Origin of the sequence: Psychrobacter sp. KH172YL61, assembly GCF_007182895.1 — a bacterium.
GTDB classification, from domain to species: domain Bacteria; phylum Pseudomonadota; class Gammaproteobacteria; order Pseudomonadales; family Moraxellaceae; genus Psychrobacter; species Psychrobacter pacificensis.
In genome coordinates this window covers 1,333,383-1,352,530 of sequence record NZ_AP019516.1, presented here as the reverse complement: position 1 = coordinate 1,352,530, position 19,148 = coordinate 1,333,383, and the positions used below count along the sequence as shown (strand labels likewise).

At 43.8% G+C, this 19,148-nt stretch carries 13 protein-coding genes and 6 pseudogenes; 9 read left to right on the top strand and 10 right to left on the bottom strand.

The window, feature by feature from the left end; genetic code table 11:
- Positions 1-225: 225 nt before the first annotated feature.
- From PKHYL_RS07240 to PKHYL_RS07220, 6 genes and pseudogenes are all read right to left on the bottom strand, one after another.
- The gene (locus PKHYL_RS07240; RefSeq protein ID WP_240366367.1) at positions 226-708 is read right to left on the bottom strand and encodes an AMP-binding enzyme; all 483 of its coding nucleotides are present in this window, start codon (positions 706-708) and stop codon (positions 226-228) included.
- Entirely contained in the window at positions 665-1,075 is a 411-nt protein-coding gene (locus PKHYL_RS18085; RefSeq protein ID WP_332835947.1) for an AMP-binding protein, read from the bottom strand. The genes PKHYL_RS07240 and PKHYL_RS18085 overlap by 44 nt, the downstream gene beginning before the upstream one ends.
- A 7-nt stretch (positions 1,076-1,082) precedes the next feature.
- Positions 1,083-1,934 carry an AMP-binding protein gene (locus tag PKHYL_RS18080; protein ID WP_332835946.1) on the bottom strand — a complete coding sequence of 284 codons (852 nt, stop codon included), beginning with the start codon at positions 1,932-1,934 and terminating at the stop codon, positions 1,083-1,085.
- Positions 1,921-2,250 carry an acetyl-coenzyme A synthetase N-terminal domain-containing protein gene (locus tag PKHYL_RS07230; protein ID WP_240366366.1) on the bottom strand — a complete coding sequence of 110 codons (330 nt, stop codon included), beginning with the start codon at positions 2,248-2,250 and terminating at the stop codon, positions 1,921-1,923. Before PKHYL_RS07230 ends, PKHYL_RS18080 begins: the two co-directional genes overlap by 14 nt.
- Positions 2,251-2,564: 314 nt before the next feature.
- Positions 2,565-4,238: pseudogene (locus PKHYL_RS07225) on the bottom strand (fatty acid--CoA ligase).
- A 307-nt stretch (positions 4,239-4,545) separates the two neighbouring features.
- The gene (locus tag PKHYL_RS07220; RefSeq protein WP_083328973.1) at positions 4,546-5,670 is read right to left on the bottom strand and encodes an MFS transporter; all 1,125 of its coding nucleotides are present in this window, start codon (positions 5,668-5,670) and stop codon (positions 4,546-4,548) included.
- Between the two features lie 495 nt (positions 5,671-6,165).
- On the opposite strand from PKHYL_RS07220, the pseudogene PKHYL_RS07215 reads away from it, so the two are divergent.
- Positions 6,166-6,911 (top strand): annotated as a pseudogene (locus PKHYL_RS07215) (hypothetical protein).
- Between the two features lie 88 nt (positions 6,912-6,999).
- A complete protein-coding gene (locus tag PKHYL_RS07210) occupies positions 7,000-7,746 on the top strand; it encodes a hypothetical protein (RefSeq protein WP_093069920.1) in 747 nt (248 codons plus the stop codon).
- A gap of 206 nt (positions 7,747-7,952) precedes the next feature.
- Here the strand turns inward: PKHYL_RS07210 and PKHYL_RS18695 are convergent, their stop codons facing one another.
- The 4 genes and pseudogenes from PKHYL_RS18695 to PKHYL_RS07195 all read right to left on the bottom strand — a co-directional run bounded on the left by PKHYL_RS18695 (position 7,953) and on the right by PKHYL_RS07195 (position 11,610).
- The gene (locus PKHYL_RS18695; RefSeq protein WP_442966133.1) at positions 7,953-8,069 is read right to left on the bottom strand and encodes a hypothetical protein; all 117 of its coding nucleotides are present in this window, start codon (positions 8,067-8,069) and stop codon (positions 7,953-7,955) included.
- Entirely contained in the window at positions 8,029-9,102 is a 1,074-nt protein-coding gene (locus PKHYL_RS07205) for a DASH family cryptochrome (protein WP_240366365.1), read from the bottom strand. Before PKHYL_RS07205 ends, PKHYL_RS18695 begins: the two co-directional genes overlap by 41 nt.
- Positions 9,090-9,326 (bottom strand): deoxyribodipyrimidine photo-lyase, encoded by a 237-nt coding sequence (locus tag PKHYL_RS07200; RefSeq protein WP_240366364.1) that lies wholly within the window; start codon positions 9,324-9,326, stop codon positions 9,090-9,092. The genes PKHYL_RS07205 and PKHYL_RS07200 overlap by 13 nt, the downstream gene beginning before the upstream one ends.
- An 866-nt stretch (positions 9,327-10,192) precedes the next feature.
- Positions 10,193-11,610 (bottom strand): annotated as a pseudogene (locus tag PKHYL_RS07195) (aldehyde dehydrogenase family protein).
- A 412-nt stretch (positions 11,611-12,022) separates the two neighbouring features.
- Between PKHYL_RS07195 and PKHYL_RS07190 the strand changes: the two are divergent.
- The 7 genes and pseudogenes from PKHYL_RS07190 to PKHYL_RS07155 all read left to right on the top strand — a co-directional run bounded on the left by PKHYL_RS07190 (position 12,023) and on the right by PKHYL_RS07155 (position 19,105).
- Complete coding sequence (locus PKHYL_RS07190; RefSeq protein ID WP_240366363.1) at positions 12,023-12,202, top strand: TetR/AcrR family transcriptional regulator; 180 nt, start codon at positions 12,023-12,025, stop codon at positions 12,200-12,202.
- A 64-nt stretch (positions 12,203-12,266) separates the two neighbouring features.
- Complete coding sequence (locus PKHYL_RS07185; RefSeq protein WP_240366362.1) at positions 12,267-12,626, top strand: TetR family transcriptional regulator C-terminal domain-containing protein; 360 nt, start codon at positions 12,267-12,269, stop codon at positions 12,624-12,626.
- A 281-nt stretch (positions 12,627-12,907) separates the two neighbouring features.
- Positions 12,908-14,118, top strand: a pseudogene (locus PKHYL_RS07180) (iron-containing alcohol dehydrogenase).
- Between the two features lie 274 nt (positions 14,119-14,392).
- Positions 14,393-15,441 (top strand): annotated as a pseudogene (locus PKHYL_RS07175) (NADP-dependent oxidoreductase).
- A gap of 254 nt (positions 15,442-15,695) precedes the next feature.
- On the top strand, positions 15,696-16,373 hold the full coding sequence (locus PKHYL_RS07170; protein ID WP_212564440.1) for a type 1 glutamine amidotransferase domain-containing protein: 678 nt from the start codon (positions 15,696-15,698) through the stop codon (positions 16,371-16,373).
- Between the two features lie 43 nt (positions 16,374-16,416).
- Positions 16,417-17,046: a glutathione S-transferase family protein gene (locus PKHYL_RS07165; protein WP_071003624.1), complete on the top strand. Its 630-nt coding sequence runs from the start codon at positions 16,417-16,419 to the stop codon at positions 17,044-17,046.
- A gap of 368 nt (positions 17,047-17,414) precedes the next feature.
- Positions 17,415-19,105 (top strand): annotated as a pseudogene (locus tag PKHYL_RS07155) (MFS transporter).
- The last annotated feature ends 43 nt before the right edge of the window (positions 19,106-19,148 follow it).

Here is a 19,148-nt window from a genome sequence, read left to right as displayed (position 1 = left end):
TTTATAGAAAATAAAATTTTAAAATGATTTATTTTGTATCGTTATTGACTATAACAATAAATCAATTTTACGGTCAAGCGCTTTATCAAAATTTTCGCTAAGTTTGTTTTGTTAAAGGCGATTTATCCAAATAGTAGAAACAAAAAGCCCATGATTGCTCATGAGCTTCTAATAAGATCAACCTAGTTTTTAGGCGGAACCAACATATTTGCTAGCCTATACCAACTAATAATCCTTCATCGATTGCTTAATCGCATCAATAGCGGCTGGATTATCAAGCGTCGACATGTCGCCGGTAGGCCTGTCCTCTGCTAACGCCCGAATAGATCGGCGTAGGATTTTGCCAGAGCGCGTCTTTGGCAATGCCTGCGGGAAATAAATGGCCGCCGGCCTTGCAATACCGCCTAAGGATTTGACCACAGCACCTATGACTTGCTGCTCAATGCGGAAGCGGTTTTCGGTGGTTTCGACTTGCGATTGATCTTTTAGGACACAGAACGCAATTGGTAGCTCGCCTTTTAGCTCATCTTGGATGCCTACCACAGCGCATTCTGCCATCTTTGGATGGGTACTGATTGCTTCTTCTATCTCTTGCGTGCCTATTCGATGGCCTGCGACGTTTATCACGTCATCGGTACGCCCCAAGATGTAAAAGTAACCGTCTTCATCTGTCACTGCATAGTCTGAGGGTAGAATACTGCTGGCCATCAAACAGACCAAAGTAGCTGCTGACAAAGCGCTCATCGTTACGCCATACCGTGGTGAGACAGCCAGGTGGTAGTGGCGCTTTAATCGCAAGCAACCCTTTTTCACCCGCCCTGCAAGGTTCACCTGTTTCCTCATTGAGGACTTTCGCTTCATAGCCATACATAGGATAGCCGGGCGATCCTTGTTTGTGCGGTTTATGATTGAATTTTGGTGTATGGCTCAAGATCGGCCAGCCAGACTCTGTCTGCCAATAGTGATCTAGAATCGGTACGCCTAAATGCTGAGATAACCAATTAGCCGTTGACTCATCAAGCGGCTCACCTGCCAAAAAGAACGACTTGACACTAGACACATCGTAGCGCGTCATCCAGCTTTCATCTTGCTTTTTTGAGCATACGTACGCCTGTAGGCGCCGTAAATAGAATATTAACTTTATTAGCTTCAACGATACGCCACCAGATACCTGGGTTCGGTAAGTGTGGTAAGCCTTCGTACATAACACTGGTCATACCCGCTAGCAGTGGCGCATAAATCGTATACGAATGCCCAACCGCCCACCCAATATCTGATATCGCCCAGAATGTCTCGCCTGCCTTACCATCATAGACATAATCCATCGATGTCGTCAGCGCGACTGCATAACCACCAGTATCACGTTGCACCCCTTTTGGTGTGCCAGTCGTACCAGAGGTATAAAGCAGATAGGACGGTGTGTTGGATTCAAGCCAAACTGGTGCCACAACTGCATGGGCCTCGCAGCTGTGACGTCGCTCAGTCGCATAATCGACGTCAACACCTCTCGGCTCAAACGGTAAAATACCACGATTGACAACTAATACATGCTCAGGCTTGGTTGCTGCTTGTTCAACGCCTTGATTGACGAGATTTTTATAGTTAATAACCTTACCATCACGCAGACTTGCATCCACTGTAATGACCATTTTTGCCTCAGCATCATCCATGCGGATCGCCAAGTTATGCGCGGCAAATCCGCCAAATACGACTGAGTGTATAGCACCAATGCGAGCACAAGCCAGCATGGCATATGCTGCTTCTAGAATCATTGGCATATAGATAATGACACGGTCGCCTTTGCCAATACCATGACGCTGTAGCACGTCTGCGAAGTAATTCACTTCTTTGTATAAATCATTATAAGTCAGGCGGCGCTTGGCATAATCTGTATAAAACTCAACGTTATTGCCCAGATCTTTAAAACGAATCAACGACCGCTGGAAAGGTTTCTATTAACTCTTGATTGATCTCTGATGACACCCACACAAAGGCATCTTGCTCTGCACGGTCTGGCAGGTGACGATCGACACAGTTATAGCAAAGATTGGTTTCACCGCCAACAAACCATTTCGCAAAAGGCAGATTGCTGTCATCGAGAATCTGCTCAGGCTCTTTATGCCAGTAGATACGCTTTGCTTGCTCAGCCCAAAAATTCTCTCGAGCCATAATGGAATCATGATAAATATCCGCGAACGTGGGCACGTCTGCCGCTAGAGTAGAGACTGGGTGTTGGGCGTGGTCGCTCATAGTAGCTGTCCTTAGCATAAACGAGAAATGGGATAAGAATTTTTTATAATCGGCGCATTGGTAAGTTGTTATTGCACTTGTATCGCGTGATATGATCTTTGTACGCGATTGGCTTTATCAACGCTACACTGTTGTGACTGCGGTAAAAAATGTCCTGATAAATACTGGTCATCCTTGCCAGAATTAAAAAACCGATACGGTATGTATCGGTTTAAAATGTAGCAGAGCCCATCACAAAGGTCAACTGTTAAGCGTGCAACACGCATTACATTTTGATGAGCACAAGCGTTTTGACATTCAATCGATAGATAATATTATACTTGAGTTTGATTGGCATACATCTCACGCATGACTTTTTTGTCATGCTTGCCAACAGAGGTTTTTGGCAGTTCATCAACGAATTTAAATTGACTTGGCACGCCATATTTAGGGAATGATACCGCGCTCTACCGCTTTTTCTGCAATGGCTTTAATATCGTCAGCACTGGTTTCTTGAGCATTTGGTTTTAGTACCACCAAAGCCAACGGACGCTCGCCCCATTGCTTATCCCGAACGCCAATCACTGAGACATCCGCTACGGATGGATGCAGTGATAAAATCGTCTCAATCTCAAGCGATGAGATCCACTCGCCCCCTGATTTGATCACATCTTTTAGGCGATCAGTGATTTTAATATAACCATCAGGACGTATGTAAGCGATGTCTTGAGTGTGCATATAGCCACTCTCCCACAGCTCCCTTACCAGCGTCGTCATTTTTGAAATAGCTTTGGGTCAACCAAGGTGCCCGTAGCACCAGCTCACCCGTATTCTCTTGACCCTTACCTACTGGTTTGTTGCCCTCACCCCATACTTGTGCATCGACCATAAGCACTGGCTTACCTGTCATACAGCGACGGGCGATGTCTTCATCTTCCGTCATTTCAGGCTCATTGAGACTAAATTCAGTCAGACTGATAAGCGGTGCTGTCTCTGACATACCGTAGCCGGTGTAAACTTCGATGCCTTGAGCCATTGCTGTTTTTGCTAGCCCTTCGGTCAATCTTGAACCACCAATGATCATTTTTAGCCCATTAAAGCTGGCATCGCGATCTTGCGCCTCTTTGAGCACCATCTGCAAAATCGTTGGCACACAATGTGTGATACTCACCTTTTCATTGAGGATCAAATCCAGCAAGCTATCAGGTGCATAACGTCCTGGATAGACTTGCTTTAGACCCACCATCGTTGCTGTAAATGGGAAACCCCATGCGTGTACGTGGAACATCGGCGTCATCGGCATATAGACATCGCCGTAGCTGACACCTTGCTTGTTCGGCAACATACCTAAGGTTGCCGCTTCCGCTAGACTGTGCAGTACCAACTGACGGTGACTAAAGAAAACGCCTTTGGGATTCCCTGTCGTACCTGAGGTATAAAAAGGTCGTCGCGATGGTATTTTCATCAAAGTCTGGAAAGTCAAAACGACTATCAGCAGCTTCTAGCAATGCTTCATACTCGCCTGTCACGCGGCTTTGATTACTGCCAAAAACCCCTTCAGCGGTCACACCATTGTCGTCTAGCCAAATAATGTGCTCGATACTAGAATTTTCAAATTGATAGTCTTTGACCAATGGCGCAAACTCAGAGTTTAGCATCAGCACTTTAGGCTTGGCATGGTTGATGGTGTAGAGGACTTTTTCTGGTGATAGACGGATATTGACAGTTTGTAGAATGTACTCTGACATCGGTACCGCAAAATAAGACTCAAGATAGCGATTGCTGTCCCAGTCCATAACGGCAACGATGTCGCCTGCATCAAGGTTCAGGTCAGCAAGTACGTTTGCCAAGCGATTGATACGCTCAAACAAGTCCTTGTAAGTGAGTCGCTTTTTGTCCGCATAGACAATCTCTTGGTCTTGTGACACTGTTTTTGCACGGTTTAAGAGTTGCTTAACCAGTAGTGGATAATCATAGGCAGAGGGGGCACCATGGTACATATTTGACATAGACCTAACTTCCTTGTTTGTCGCGCTTATAAGTTATAGATAGTAATAAATAAGTAGCAATAAGACATACTAATACAGAATGAACCGCTATAACCACACTATTTTTATAATATAGAGTCATTATTACTGTTGATAGCGTCCTGCTGAATACCAATCGGTTTTGGCGCAGTAAAAGCAACAAGCTTCACTGACCGCAATAAGATTGAATACCTCTTTGATAGTAAGAAAAAACCATCACCATGTAAAGCGACCTTACATTACGTATCATAAGACGGGTAACCAAACATAGATAATACCTGATATACCGTTAAGTGGCGCGTCTTGTCGTTTTAATCATCCCAAAACTGGCTATCAATAACGCCAGTACCTGCACAAACAATAACAACCATACGGTAAGAGACCACTGCCCTCGCGCATAGGCTATACCACCCAGCCACGCTCCAAGTGTACCGCCTGTGTAATAGCCCATGTAATATAAGCCTGATGCCAATGATCGACCTTTTTTGACATTAACAGCAATATAGCTGATGGTCGCTGACTGCGTAATAAACACACCAGATGACATAACAGCAAGTCCTATGATTACCCCCCATAGTGGGGTCACCAAGGTCAACAGAACTCCAATCATGGAGATAATAATGGCTACCCGAACCGTACGTGCTGAGCCAAACCGGCGCAGCAAGGTCGTTGATAGTGGCGTAATAATCACACCAAGCAAATACACGGCAAAAATATTGGCGAGCGCACCTGTACCAAGCTCATAAGGCTTATCCGCCAAATGTAAGTTGATAAAAGTGAAGCAGCCTACAAGGGAGAACAGCACACAAGCGCCAAGCAGACAAGCGGTCACCACATAACGATTGGTGACATGCTCACCTAACGTCTGTATCGCTGAGCGAAAATTAGGATTGGCCTCAAAGTGACGAGACGATGGTAGCATATTGCCAACCCATATCGCTCCCAGCAGCGTCATCGCTGTCATCACATAGTAACCGTCACGCCAGCCAATCAGCTCATGCAAATGCCCCATCAAAAACCGGCCCATAAAGCCGCCAAGCACGCTTCCTGACACATAAAAGGACATCAGATCAGTCATTGCTCGGCCCTCAAACTCCTCACCGATATAAGCAATAGTCACCACCGTAATACCGGGTACAGACAGTCCTTGCATAAAACGCCAAATACCGACCCATTCAATACTCGAGCTTTGGGCAATCAGCGCTGTTGGTATGGCCAAAAATAACAAAGCACCGACGATAAAGGATTTGCGCCCGACGGCATCTGAGAGCATACCCAAAAATGGTGACATGATGGCAATGGCCAATACAGTAGCGCCAACGATCATGCCCGCTTGCACTTCCGTCGCAGAAAAGTCCACCATCATGACTGGCAGCACGGCTTGGATAGAGTACACCTGTAAAAAAGCAAACATACCAATCAGGCCAATCGTGAGCTTTAATATCCACGACGTAGAGTGACTGGATGAGGCTACTGTCTTTGGTGCAAAATTTTGATTTTTATCTTTAGAATTATTCACAAGGGCGCTTACTATAATTGATTATGCTATGACAAGGAGGCGTCATTGGCTTGGATAATGAAAGAATATAATGTGAAACTATGAAGGAGGTGCACAGCCATACAGGATATCTATTTATCATAATGACCAGAAAAGCATGTTAGCACACCAACCGATATACTCAGGTTTAAATGTGTTATTGGCGCTTGGTTAGACTCTCCATTTAGAATAAAGAATTGGATCTATACCCTCAATGATGACATTTACCTAACAACTTTTTATTTTTACACATCTACATTGCTTATATCTTTTCTATTACAGACTTTACGCGCTCAAAAATCAATAATCATAGGGTGCTACCTATCAATAAGCAAAATAATTGAACAACTAAATGATTAAGGAGTCATGTCAATGAATGATGAGATTTACGATTTAGGTGCAGGATTTTGGAGTATTCGAGGGTCATTTATAAAAAACGGCATTATGGATATCGGCGTCCAATGTGCGCTTATAAAGCTATCATCAGGCCGATTTATTTTTTTGGACAGCTATACTTTAAAAGACGAGGTTCGTCAGCAAGTGATGGCATTGACCAATGATGGTCAAGATGTCGAAGCCGTCTTAAATGTTCATCCATTTCATACGATACATTGTGCGCAAATGGCCAAAGACTTTCCGCAAGCCACGTTTTACGGTAGTAGTCGACACCCAAAACAAGTACCAGAAGTCAATTGGGCAGAGGATTTGGTCGAAAGTGATGCGGTCGCTGAGCGTTATCCTGAGCTGAAGTTCTCCCTACCTCAGGGCATCTACTACATCGCCCCTGATGAGTCAGTCCATGCAAGCTCATTATTGGTCTATCATCCTGCTAGCCAAAGTATATATGTCGATGATACGTTTGAGATACCACCTTCTAAGCTGTTTGATGCCGTACAGCCAAACCTAGGTTTACACCCCACCACCAAACAAGCACTAAAAGATGAGCCCGACGCTGGCAAAGCCTATTGTGATTGGGCGATAGATCTTGCACACGAATGGCGCAGCGTACATCATTTTGCGGTGCACATTCAGGATTAGTCGTATTTGAAGAAGGCCAATTTGAAGCAGCGTTATTATCTGCTATTAATAACGCGCGTAGCGAGCTTGAGGCAAAATAACGACTCTAAAAAAAATGTAAAACATAAAAATTTCGACAAGAAAAACAATCACTTGTTGATTCAATATATTACATAAGGAAAACGATAAATGTCAGATGAAATTCATGATTTAGGGGCAGGATTTTGGAACATACGCGGGTCATTCCGTATCGGCGGTGTGATAAACATTGGTACCCAGTGCTCACTGGTCAAGCTATCCTCAGGACGCTTTGTCTTTTTGGACAGCTACGCCTTAACAGGTGACGTTCGAGACGAAGTCATGGCGCTCACCAATAATGGTCAAGATGTCGAAGCGGTGCTAAACGTTCATCCATTCCATACTGTATATTGTGCGCAAATGGCAAAAGACTTCCCTCAAGCCACGTTTTACGGCAGTAGTCGCCATCATAAAAAGATACCAGAAGTGCGCTGGGCTGACGATTTGGTAGAGAGTGATGCAGTCGCTGAGCGCTACCCTGAGCTTAAATTTTCAATGTCAGAGGGCATTTACTATATATCGCCTAATGAGATGATTCATGCAGGCTCCTTGTTGGCCTATCATCCTGCCAGCCAAAGCTTGCATGTCGATGATACGTTTATGAGTCCGCCCATCAAGCTACTAGAAGCGGTATTGCCTGAGCTGATATTGCACCCTACCACCAAAAAAGCACTCAAAGACGAGCCAAATGCAGGCGCACAATATTGCGACTGGGCAACCAACCTAGCACATGAGTGGCGCGACGTTCGCAATTTTTGTGCCGCACACTCTTATCTTGTTAGGTTCAAAGACGGTGAGTTTGAGAAGGCACTGATAAAAGCCATTGATAAAGCTCGACCCAAACTTATCAAAGCCTAATCTCTTCTTATATTGATATCGCGTAATGATAAAAAGGGGCTAAGAGATAGCCCCTTTTTACCGCATGCTTATTAAGTCGCATGAGAGTAGTCTGGCGGTCGCTATCTGTATACTCTAGTATCGCTATGTTTAATGCAAAAGAGCATGATGTGTCATTGAAGCGCTGCCACGACTAAAGAGACAACCAAGATAGTGGTCGCTTATGATTAGCTGTCTTGTTTTAATACCCCTTGCCACTGATGGATAAACTTACCGTTTGGATCATATTGCTGGGTTTGTTTATCAAGATTGAACTGCCGACATCCTCTTGGATCCGCCCCCACGCCCGCCAGATATTGCCAATTCCCCCCAGTTACTGGCGACATCATAATCGATAAGATGCTGCTCAAAATAAGTGGCACCATAACGCCAATCAAGACCTAGCTCATGGATAAAGCAACTGGCGACTAACTGTCGTCCACGGTTTGACATATATCCTGTTGCCTTCAGTTGATGCATACAGGCGTTGACAATAGGATATGCTGTATCACCATTTCTCCATTGTTCTAATTTTTTCTGGTCCAGTTGGGTTGATGGCGTGTGCTGACCAATACCTTTAAACCAGAATAATTTTTGCTGATGGGTGACAGCGTACCAATAAAAATATTCACGCCGAAGCAGCTCAAACCATATCCAATAAGTGGAGTCATTTGCGATTACATCACGCTCATAACGGCGCAGTCGATTCAATATGGTGTTGACAGACAACGAACCATTCGCCAGCCAAGCAGAAAATTTTGTGGAATGCGTCCATTCATCAAGCGCGTTTCGTGTGATTTTATAAGTACTTGGCGCGTCGGAATTAAAATAACTCTTTAAATGATTTAGCCCGTTCGACTCACCACCTTTGAAATTAGAAGATTGCTGTTTTTGTTGGGAGATTGCCTGCGCATTATCTTCGCCTGCTTTAAAGAAGTACTCGTACTCGCACCTATCCACCAGACTCTCAGGTATTGGGGCCAATCGCTCTGGCGTCGCGCAAATAGCGATGTCTTGTGCTGCATGCAATAAATCATAATCTGCTTCAATTTTTTTGCGGAACTGCGTAAAGCTTTTGGGCAAATCATCTAGCGGTAACTCATCAAACAAAGTAGCCGTTGTCTCAATATGCCAACGTATCTGCGGATGTTTATTCTGTAGTCGTACATATATTTGGTTCTGATAATAATCGGCCGTTTGACTCACACAGATATCTGTCACCTGCTGCGCCTCAATGAGTTCATTCAACTGCATGAAGGTATTCGGTGACGTTGGGGTTTTGTGTAGATGTAGCAACTTATTGCCAAGCAGCTCTAATGATGTATTTAAGTCCGCCAAACTCTCTTGCAAAATTGCTGGCGGGCGACGCCCATCGTGTCATAATGATAAGCAGCCTGAGAGTTTTGATTGTCCAATATATCCATCAAGGATGAGGCATAAACCAGTAATAATCGCCCATCACGCGAGAGCTTGGCGGCTTTCGATAACGTGGCATTGTCCATCACTCGCAGGTCATTATGAAAGAGAATCAATACATTTTTACCAGATAGCTGATGGAACATGGCATAAACCTCTTATTGTTCGATAGCTTTTAATTAGAGCGTGTCGAACATTCGACCATGGCACTGACAGCGACTATTTTTTAGGCGATTCGATGTTAAAAATAATAAGTTTAGTCATTCTAAGCGCTTATTTTTAACGATGAAGCGGCAAAAAAGAGTCCTGTCCCCTGCTTTTATCGTTGGGGCTGATGCTAAAATTGCCCCATACTGCGTTACAAATCTCGCTAAGGCATCTGCATTATCGTCGCTTTGTGCCTTATCTGGAACAATTTTAGCGATCAGCAGTGCCTATTTGCGAATGTTCAACACGCCCTAATCTCAATACTCTTTTTTTTATTGGGCTTTATTATAAAATAGCATATCTTGCTTACGACAAGTTTGGTATTGACTCATGGCATTAATAACCTACTAGCAAGGTAGTAATTATCCAAGCTAAAATCTACTTATCGCCATTGACTCTCATGCTCCGGACTGCTTAAATGGCCTACCTCTAGGAGAATACCATGACTGAAAAAAATATCGCTGAAGAGAACAAATCGGATGAAAAACGTAAACTTATCAATCGTTTTTGATGAGACTGACAAAAGAGCAGCCACAAATGTATTATGCCACCACCTCTGAGATATCTCGGAGCATCCATACCATGATAAAGAGCATACCAATCGCTTGTCAGTTGAAGAGCAAGCGCTGGTCAGACGTATGACTATCGAAGAGATTGAAGGGGTTATTGGGTTTTCATGCTAGATAGATGACTAGACTATAGGCTAATTGTCATATAAGTAGGTTCAAGCACAACCATCGAACATCACAAAAAAAGACCGCTATCGAAGCGGTCTTTTTTTATTATTTATCGTAGTGCAATGCTATTAGAACGGATACTGACGTGGCTCGTTTTGCATTGAAATCCAATGTGTTCTGGTGAACTCTTCTAGTACCCATTCACCATTAAAGCGACCGATACCTGAGTTTTTCTCACCACCAAATGGCGTGTTACTTTCGTCGTTCACTGAGATGTCATTGATATGGGTCATACCAGCTCTGATACCACGAGCGAAACGCAGGCCTTTTGCATATCAGCAGTGAATACCGCACTAGATAGGCCATACATAGAGTCATTGGCGATTGATAATGCATCATCTTCGTCTTTAGCACGAATGATACCAACCAAGGGTCCAAACACTTCATTACAGGATAGATCCATCTCGCGAGTGACTTCAGTAAAGATATGCGGCGGTACGACTTGGCCTTCAATCTCACCACTGAGTATCATTTTCGCGCCTTCCTCCTGCGCTTTAGCGATTTTCTCTTTGAGCGATTTGAGTTGTTTTTCGTTGATGATAGGGCCAACAGCCGTATCTTGCTTATTAGGATCACCGACATTCAATGTTTTGACATGGGCCAAGAAACGCTCTACAAAGTCATCATATATCTCGTCTTCCACGATAACCCTATTGATCGCGATACAGATTTGGCCTTGATGCAAGAATTTACCAAAAGCAGCGGCTTTGACTGCTTGCTCAATGTCAGCATCCTTGAGTACCACAAATGGACTGTTACCACCCAGCTCAAGCGCGACTTGTTTGATATACTCACCGCCATTTGCTAGCTCACCGATGTGCTGGCCTACTGAGGTTGAGCCTGTAAATGATACTAAGCTTGGCGCTTTGTGCTCGACGATGGCATCGCCTATCTCACTACCGGAGCCGACCACGACGTTTAATAAACCTTTTGGCAGACCCGCTTCTTCAAATACTTTTGCCAGTAACAAACCGCCAGTGATGGGTGTGTCGCTCGCAGGCTTGAGCACCACTGCGTTACCGAGTGCTAGGGCTGGTGCGATAGAACGCTGGGTTAAATGCAGCGGAAAGTTCCATGGGCTAATGACTGCTACCACTCCGATGGGCTCGCGATAAATAAAGTTTTCTTTGCCAGGGAGTGTTAGAGGGACGAATCTCACCGTGTACGCGGTTAGGAAAAGACGCTGCTTCAAGCGTGATGGCACGGGCTGAACTGAATTCGACCATAGCCTTGATGCGCGTACTACCTGATTCTTTAATCAGCCAATCGACGATTTCATCTTGGCGCTGATCTAGGATACTGACTACCTTATACATAACAGCTGCACGCTCAGCTGGCGTCGTTTTGCCCATTTGGCTTGCGCTTGGTCGGCAGCATCGTATGCTTCATCAAGCTGGTCTTTAGTCGCTTGCTGAATTTCTACAATCGTATCGCCATTGTAGGGATTAGTATCAGTATTAATGCTATCATCTTTACCTTTTGCCATTCACCGCCAATGAATTGCAAATGAAAATCGCTATAGGCATTACTGTTATTATCATTGCTTGACATAATTATCCTTATTTTTGCTTTGTTATATAAAAATTTATTTTCAGTACTTTGAATAAAATAGTTGAAGCTGTCTTATAGGTAAGATACTCACAGTTATGGTTAAATCACAAATTGACATAAATTAAAATCGAAAATTTATGATAACTGATAAGAACAAAACCTACCTTGATAGACGACTGGTCTAATGCTACCATAGATATTAGTAAAACAGGACTGTTTTTCAGCCAATATTGTCGATAAAACGTAACACATATAAATATATAGCATTAGAATATGCCATCGACATGACGCTCAAATGAAACCTGACGACCCTATTACTACGATTATCAAGGGAGAAAATTCTATTTATGTCTAATATCACAGACACTAGCACCACACCCGATACCAAAGCTCATTTGCTTGCCACTGGTTACCAATTAATAGCCAAAAAAGGCTTTACCGCTGTCGGCCTCAAACAAATCTTAGATACAGCTGGCGTGCCTAAAGGCTCTTTTATCATTATTTTGCCTCAAAGAAGCCTTTGGTGAGGCCATCATCAATCATTACTTCAGCTTATATAAAGCTCGTCTTGATATCATCGATGCACAAAATTTGAGCGCCCAGCAAAAGCTATATGATTACTTCCAAAACTGGTACGACACCCAGCAGAACGGCTGTGATCACGACAAATGCTTGGTAGTGAAGCTAAGCGCAGAAGTGGCTGATATATCAGAAACCATGCGTAAAGCACTTGATACCGGCTATCAACAAACGACCATGTGGCTCGCCGAGCAGATCAAGGCAGGCTGGATAGATGGGTCTGTACCTCGTCACGATAATATATCAGCTGAGAGTATGGCCAAACGTTGGTATTTCGCGTGGCTTGGTGCCAGCCTAATGGCTAAGATCAGCCAAACGAATACGCCCCTAGCGGAAATTTGGCAAATGACGACGACTCAGATGGGACGTTGATAATAAGATAATAAACAGTAACGTTTTCGGTATTAGAGCCCCCTAAATTGGGGGCTTATGTTTGCGTCCACACATCATATTGTTATTTAAAACCCAATGCTTGATAAAAACGTTGTATGAGAGTTTTGTAATCATTTATAAACAATAACTAGACGACTGGTCTAATTGGTGTACAATGCGCATCAAGCATTTAGAGCAAATATAAAATAAGCATTGCTTACCACTCATTGTTTAACGTCAACATATTTGACGGAACCATTTTTATCAACATTAGGAATTTTATGAATAACTTTCAATATTACAATCCAGTCCGCATCGTTTTTGGTGAAGGTCAAATCGAACAACTATCAGACCTAGTCCCTACCGATGCTCGCGTACTTATTACTTATGGTGGTGGTTCAGCACAGCGTACTGGTACTTTAGATGAAGTAAAAACTGCATTAGCGGCAAGCGGTAACCGTACTGTATTTGAATTTGGTGGTATCGAAGCTAACCCAGAATTCACCACACTATTAAAAGCAGCCGATATGGTGAATGAGCAAAACATCGACTTCTTATTAGCAGTCGGCGGTGGTTCTGTGATTGATGGCAGTAAATTTGTGGCACTCGTATCTTCATTAACTGAAGAAGATGGTACGGTCTCACGTGATCAAGCTTGGGACGCGCTAACGGGCTATTGCAAGAACATCGATTCTGCTATTGACCTAGGTGCGGTATTGACCATCCCAGCAACGGGTTCTGAGATGAACTCAGGCGGCGTGATTAACTATAGCGAACGTCAAGCAAAACTACCATTTGGTAACCCACTGGCCTTCCCTAAATTCTCAATCCTAGATCCAGTAAAAACCCTTACATTACCTGAACGTCAGGTTATGAACGGCGTTGCTGATGCCTTTGTCCATGTGATGGAACAGTATCTGACTTATCCAGTCAATGCCAAGGTTCAAGACGCTTTTGCTGAAAGCTTGCTCAAAATCCTTATCGATGAAGGCCTAGTGGTTAAGCAAGATCCAGAGAACCTAGAAACACGTAAGAACATTATGTGGACAGCGACGATGGCATTGAACGGCCTGATCGGTACTGGTGTGCCACAAGACTGGACAACCCATATGGTCGGTCATGAGCTTACGTCTTTGCACGCTATCGATCATGCACGTACCTTGACCATCGTCTTGCCATCAGTCATGCGTGAGCTAAAAGAAAGCAAAAAGAAAAACTACTCCAGTATGCTCGTAACGTATGGAACATCACTGATACTGACCAAGACGACGATGCCATCATCGAAACGGCCATTGTCTATACTGAAAACTTCTTCCGCGAACTTGGCTTGCCAGTGAGCCTAGAAGACGTCGATTTGACTGAGTCAGCGATTGATCCAATTATCAAGCAACTCGATGCACATAACATGGTCGAACTTGGTGAGCACGGCAAAAACGATTTGGACGTCTCACGTCGTATCTTACAGCGTGCTGTAACTAGCAAAGCGTCTTAATAAGCGATATAGCAAGAACTGTCAGAAGAATTATAAGAAAAATCGCGACAGTAACAATAACTACATAACGTTATGCTATTTATAGTAGTTGTAGTCAATCAATATTAAAAGTGGTACAAGGCAGACGAGTGCAAGTACTACAGTAGTAGGCTAAACGAGTCTAACGCTGTAACACTTTAATAGTGGTTCGACTATATTCAATTCAATACTGAGTAGTTACTACATCTAATACCTCTATAATAATGACAATGAATAAATATAAAGGAGTCCTACTATGAGCTTCGATAAAGAGCAGCATCAACAAACCAACCGTCAAATCAAACTTGCCAGTCGCCCGAACGGCGAGCCAACCGCTGACAACTTTGATCTGACAACCAGCGACATCCCAACGCCAAACGATAACGAGATGTTATTACGCACAGTATATCTGTCATTAGACCCATATATGCGTGGACGTATGAGCGATGCAAAAGCTACGCTGACCCATTAGCAGTCGGTGACGTCATCATGGGTGGCACAGTCGCGCAAGTGGTTGAGTCTAATATCGATAAATTTGCTGTCGGTGATTTGGTCATATCAAATTCCGGCTGGCAGGACTACAGTGTCAGTGATGGCGAAGGCGTCCTGAAACTGGACGAAAACATGGCAAACCCTTCTTATGGTTTAGGTGTGTTAGGTATGCCCGGCTTCACTGGTTACATGGGTCTGACTGATATCGGCAAACCACAAAAAGGCGAAACGTTAGTTGTCGCTGCAGCCACTGGACCTGTCGGTGCTACGGTCGGTCAAGTGGGTAATCAATATGGTCTTCGCACTGTTGGTGTAGCAGGCGGGAAAGAGAAATGCGATTTCGCGGTCAACGAGCTTGGCTTTGACGTCTGTATCGACCACAGAGCCGATGACTTTGCTGAGCAATTAAAAGCGGCCTGCCCAGATGGTATCGATATCTATTATGAAAACGTCGGTGGGCACGTGTTTGATGCGGTCATGCCATTATTAAATGATCATGCTCGTATTCCCGTATGCGGTCTGGTCTCACAATACAATGCAACCGATCTACCTGATGGCAAAGACCGCCTAGGTCAATTGATGGGACTCATTCTCCGTCAGCGTCTCACGGTCAGAGGCTTCATTATCTTTGAAGAGTATGGCGACCACTTCCCAGAGTTCTTAGAAACCATGAGCAAATGGGTAGAGTCAGGCGACGTCAAAACCAAAGAATACATCGCTGATGGTTTAGACAATGCACCAGAAGCCTTTGTCGGTATGTTAAACGGTGATAACTTTGGTAAAACAGTGGTTAAGGTCTCTGACGTTCAGTAACTTATGTTAAATAATTGACTGTTAAATAATTGACGATAGGTAATAACTATTGTTAACAACAACTTAACAACACAACTTGCTAAAATCACTACTGAAAGTTACGTCTGAAGCAGGAATAATATTAGCGGTCACCACTTATTATACTGATAACGTTTTGGTCATCTGGCTTTTCATTTGAATGAATCCCCTATCAATAAAAATGTGGCTGTCAATAATTTGCTTTACTCACATATAAACAATAAATAAGGATAATCATGAATATTTTAATGGTACTAACCTCACACGACCGTCTAGGCGATACTGGTAAAAAGACAGGATTTTGGCTAGAAGAATTTGCAGCTCCCTACTATGCATTTCTTGATGCAGGCGTCAACGTAACCTTGGCCTCGCCTGCTGGCGGTCAACCACCACTAGATCCTAGTAGTGACACAGAAGACGCGCAAACCAAAGATACTAAGCGCTTCAAAGAAGACAAAGACGCTCAAGAACATTTGGCTAATACCAAAAAACTTGCTGATATGAAAGCGGAAGATTTTGATTCAGTTTTCTACCCTGGCGGTCACGGCCCATTATGGGATTTGGCAGTAGACAAAAACTCTATCAATCTGATTGAGTCTTTTGTTAAGCAAGATAAGCCTGTCGCGTTTGTTTGTCATGCACCTGGCGCGCTTAAAAACGTGAAAGTTGATGGCGAGTACTTAGTAAAAGGCAAAACAGTCACAGGCTTTACCAACTCAGAAGAAGATGCCGTTGGTCTAACAGACGTAGTACCGTTCCTAGTAGAAGACGTATTAAAAGCTAATGGTGGTAACTACGAAAAAGCGGCCGATTGGGAATCGTTTGTCGTGGAAGATGGTTTATTGATCACTGGTCAAAACCCAGCATCTTCAGAAGAAGCGGCTACGCGCCTTGTTGCCAAGCTAAAAGGTTAGGACTCAGAAACCGATAAATCAAGCCATGCCTAAGGTCGATATTATGATTCGCTTACATCATCTTAATCAATCACGTTCATTACGTACGCTTTGGCTTTTAGAAGAGCTAGGTGTGCCCTACGAAGTTGTTAGTTACCAACGTGATGCCAAAACTCATTTGGCACCGGATTCTTTAAAAGCGGTGCATCCACTCGGTAAATCTCCAGTTATCGAGATGGACGGCCAAATTTATGCTGAATCAGGGGCCATTACTGAGTTACTGATTGAGCGATTTGCGCCCGAGCGTCTACGTCCTGCGACAGACAGCTCGGACTATGGGTATTATCTACAGTGGATTGACTTTGCAGAAAGCTCGCTGATGTTGCCATTAATGCTTGAACTATTTACCAAAAAAGCAGGCATTGATGACAATGAGTTTTTGAATGGCTATATCGATAGAGAAAAAACCAGATTGTTTGAATATCTGGATGCTTCGGTTGAAGGTAAGTCGTTCATTGTGGGTGATAAACTAAGTGGTGCTGATTTTATGCTGTCATTTGACTTAATCATTCTTGCTAAGCGCCAAAAGCTTGACGCGTATCCAAATATCAGACAGTATGCCGAACAGCTGGCTCGTCTTGATAGCTATCAGCGCGCTATGCAGCTAGAGGCTAAGTACGATCAATCTGTTTAGCATTGCATCATAATTGACAGACCAATTTTCCGATACACACAAACAGCTCTGTATAGAGCTGTTTTTTATGCGTGCTTTATTTTACGATTGCATGAATAACCATCGAATTATAGTCATCAATGTTACATAAGAAAATTAAGCTGTAGAGCAAATAAATTGCTCAGCACCATCCATCAATTACGTGTCGATGACAAAAGCACGATAAAATTTATGATAAAATCCTTTCTGAATTTTCTGGGTTATCTTTCAGATACCATCAGTGAGTTGACTGGCGTTTCACGCTATAAATGCTAACTGCACTGACCTGACTCCCCGCCTGGCATCTGTCCTATTTCACTCTATTTCCTTATATAGATTGTGGTACGCCCATGAGTAACGAATACCAGTTTAAGCCCCACGAACAGCCAATAATGGTAGGCTCTCCAGCCAATCCTGACCATCCGGCACGCCGTAAAGTATTTTATTTGCTCATTGGGATTTTTTGTGGGTCTCACAGCCAGCTTCCAAAATGGTCTACTTGTCGCCAACCTGACGCAAATTCAGGGTCAGCTAGGCTTAACGCCAGCTGAAGGTGGTTGGATATCGGTCAGTTATAATATGACCAATGCCTGTATCACCGTTCTGCTGTACAAAATTCGTCAGCAATTTGGCATGTCGCTTTTTAGCAAAATCACCCTGTCATTTTTGTTAGCCGCCACCAGTCTACAGTGGCTGATCAGCAGTCACTTGTTAGACACACCTAATATTAGCATTGAGCCCTATTATTTAGAGATTGTCGCTAGGGGACTTAGTGGTATGGTGGCAAGTGGTATGACCGTATTGGGCTTGTTTTATTGTCTTCAGGGTATGCCAACCGTCAAACGTACTAGTGGTCTGATATTGGGATTTGGTCTGGTACAGTTTGGTATTCCATTATCACGTGTCATCTCGCCCTACCCTCGCCATCGACGGTCAGCTTGAAAACTTATTTTTATTTCAATTTGGTCTGGCGCTGATTTGTTTTGGGCTGATTAATATATTAGAGCTACCACCAGGGAATACAGAAAAAGTATTTGAGAAATTGGATTTTGTAAGCTTTGGTTTTTTTGCTAGTGGTCTGGCTGCATTGGCTGTCGTTTTGGTACAAGGTCGAATTTTATGGTGGACGACACCTTGGCTCGTCTATCCACTGATGATTGCTATCGTCGGGATTAGCATCGCGTTATGGATTGAGACGCATCGCAAAAATCCGATGCTACAAGTGCGCTGGATGCGTAGCCGCAATATTATTGCCTTCATGGTGACGGGCGCTGTTATGCGGATTTTGCTATCTGAGCAAAACGTCGGAGCGGCAGGATTGCTCGCTAACCTCGGCTACGGTAACGATCAGCTGGTTACTTTTTATGCTGTTATTATAGCCGCCAGTGCACTGGCTTTGATTATTAGTATTTTTAGTACCAATGCGATGGATTTGCGCCGACCTGTTATTTTTGCCGTGGCATTGATTGCCTTAGGGTCTTGGATGGATGTTGGTGTGTCTATTAATTCAGCACCCTATACGTTTTATCTCAGCCAGTTTTTGATTGCCTTTGCCGCGGTGTATTTCATGGGGCCTTTGGTTTTTGAAGGGTTTTTGCGGGCTATTGGCAGTGGCCCTGCGTATATTATTAGTTTTTCAGTGATTTTTGGCATCTCCCAAACAGTTGGCGGACTGGCAGGTGCGGCAGCCATTCAGGCATTTACGACCATTCGTACACAAATGCATTATGCAGATATGGTCAGCTCTTTGAATTTGGGCGATCCTGCATTTAGCGCCCAGGTGGCAGGCACTCGTAACATGTTGTCGAATCAGACCACTGACGCGGCCCAAGCAAATATCGGTGCAGTTAGCCAAGTACTGCAAGGCATTCAGCGCCAAGCAACGGTCGCAGCATACAGCGACCTGTTTTTTCTGATGGCCTGTCTTGCTACTGCCGTTACGATTATTTTGCTGCTCAATTATCTTTATAACCGCTACCACAAGCGCAATCCACTGGCCAAAGAGCTCGCCGTCATCGCCAAGATGCGCGAAACAAAATAATTCAACTTATTATCTTAGTGATTTTTTATCATATTTATTTATA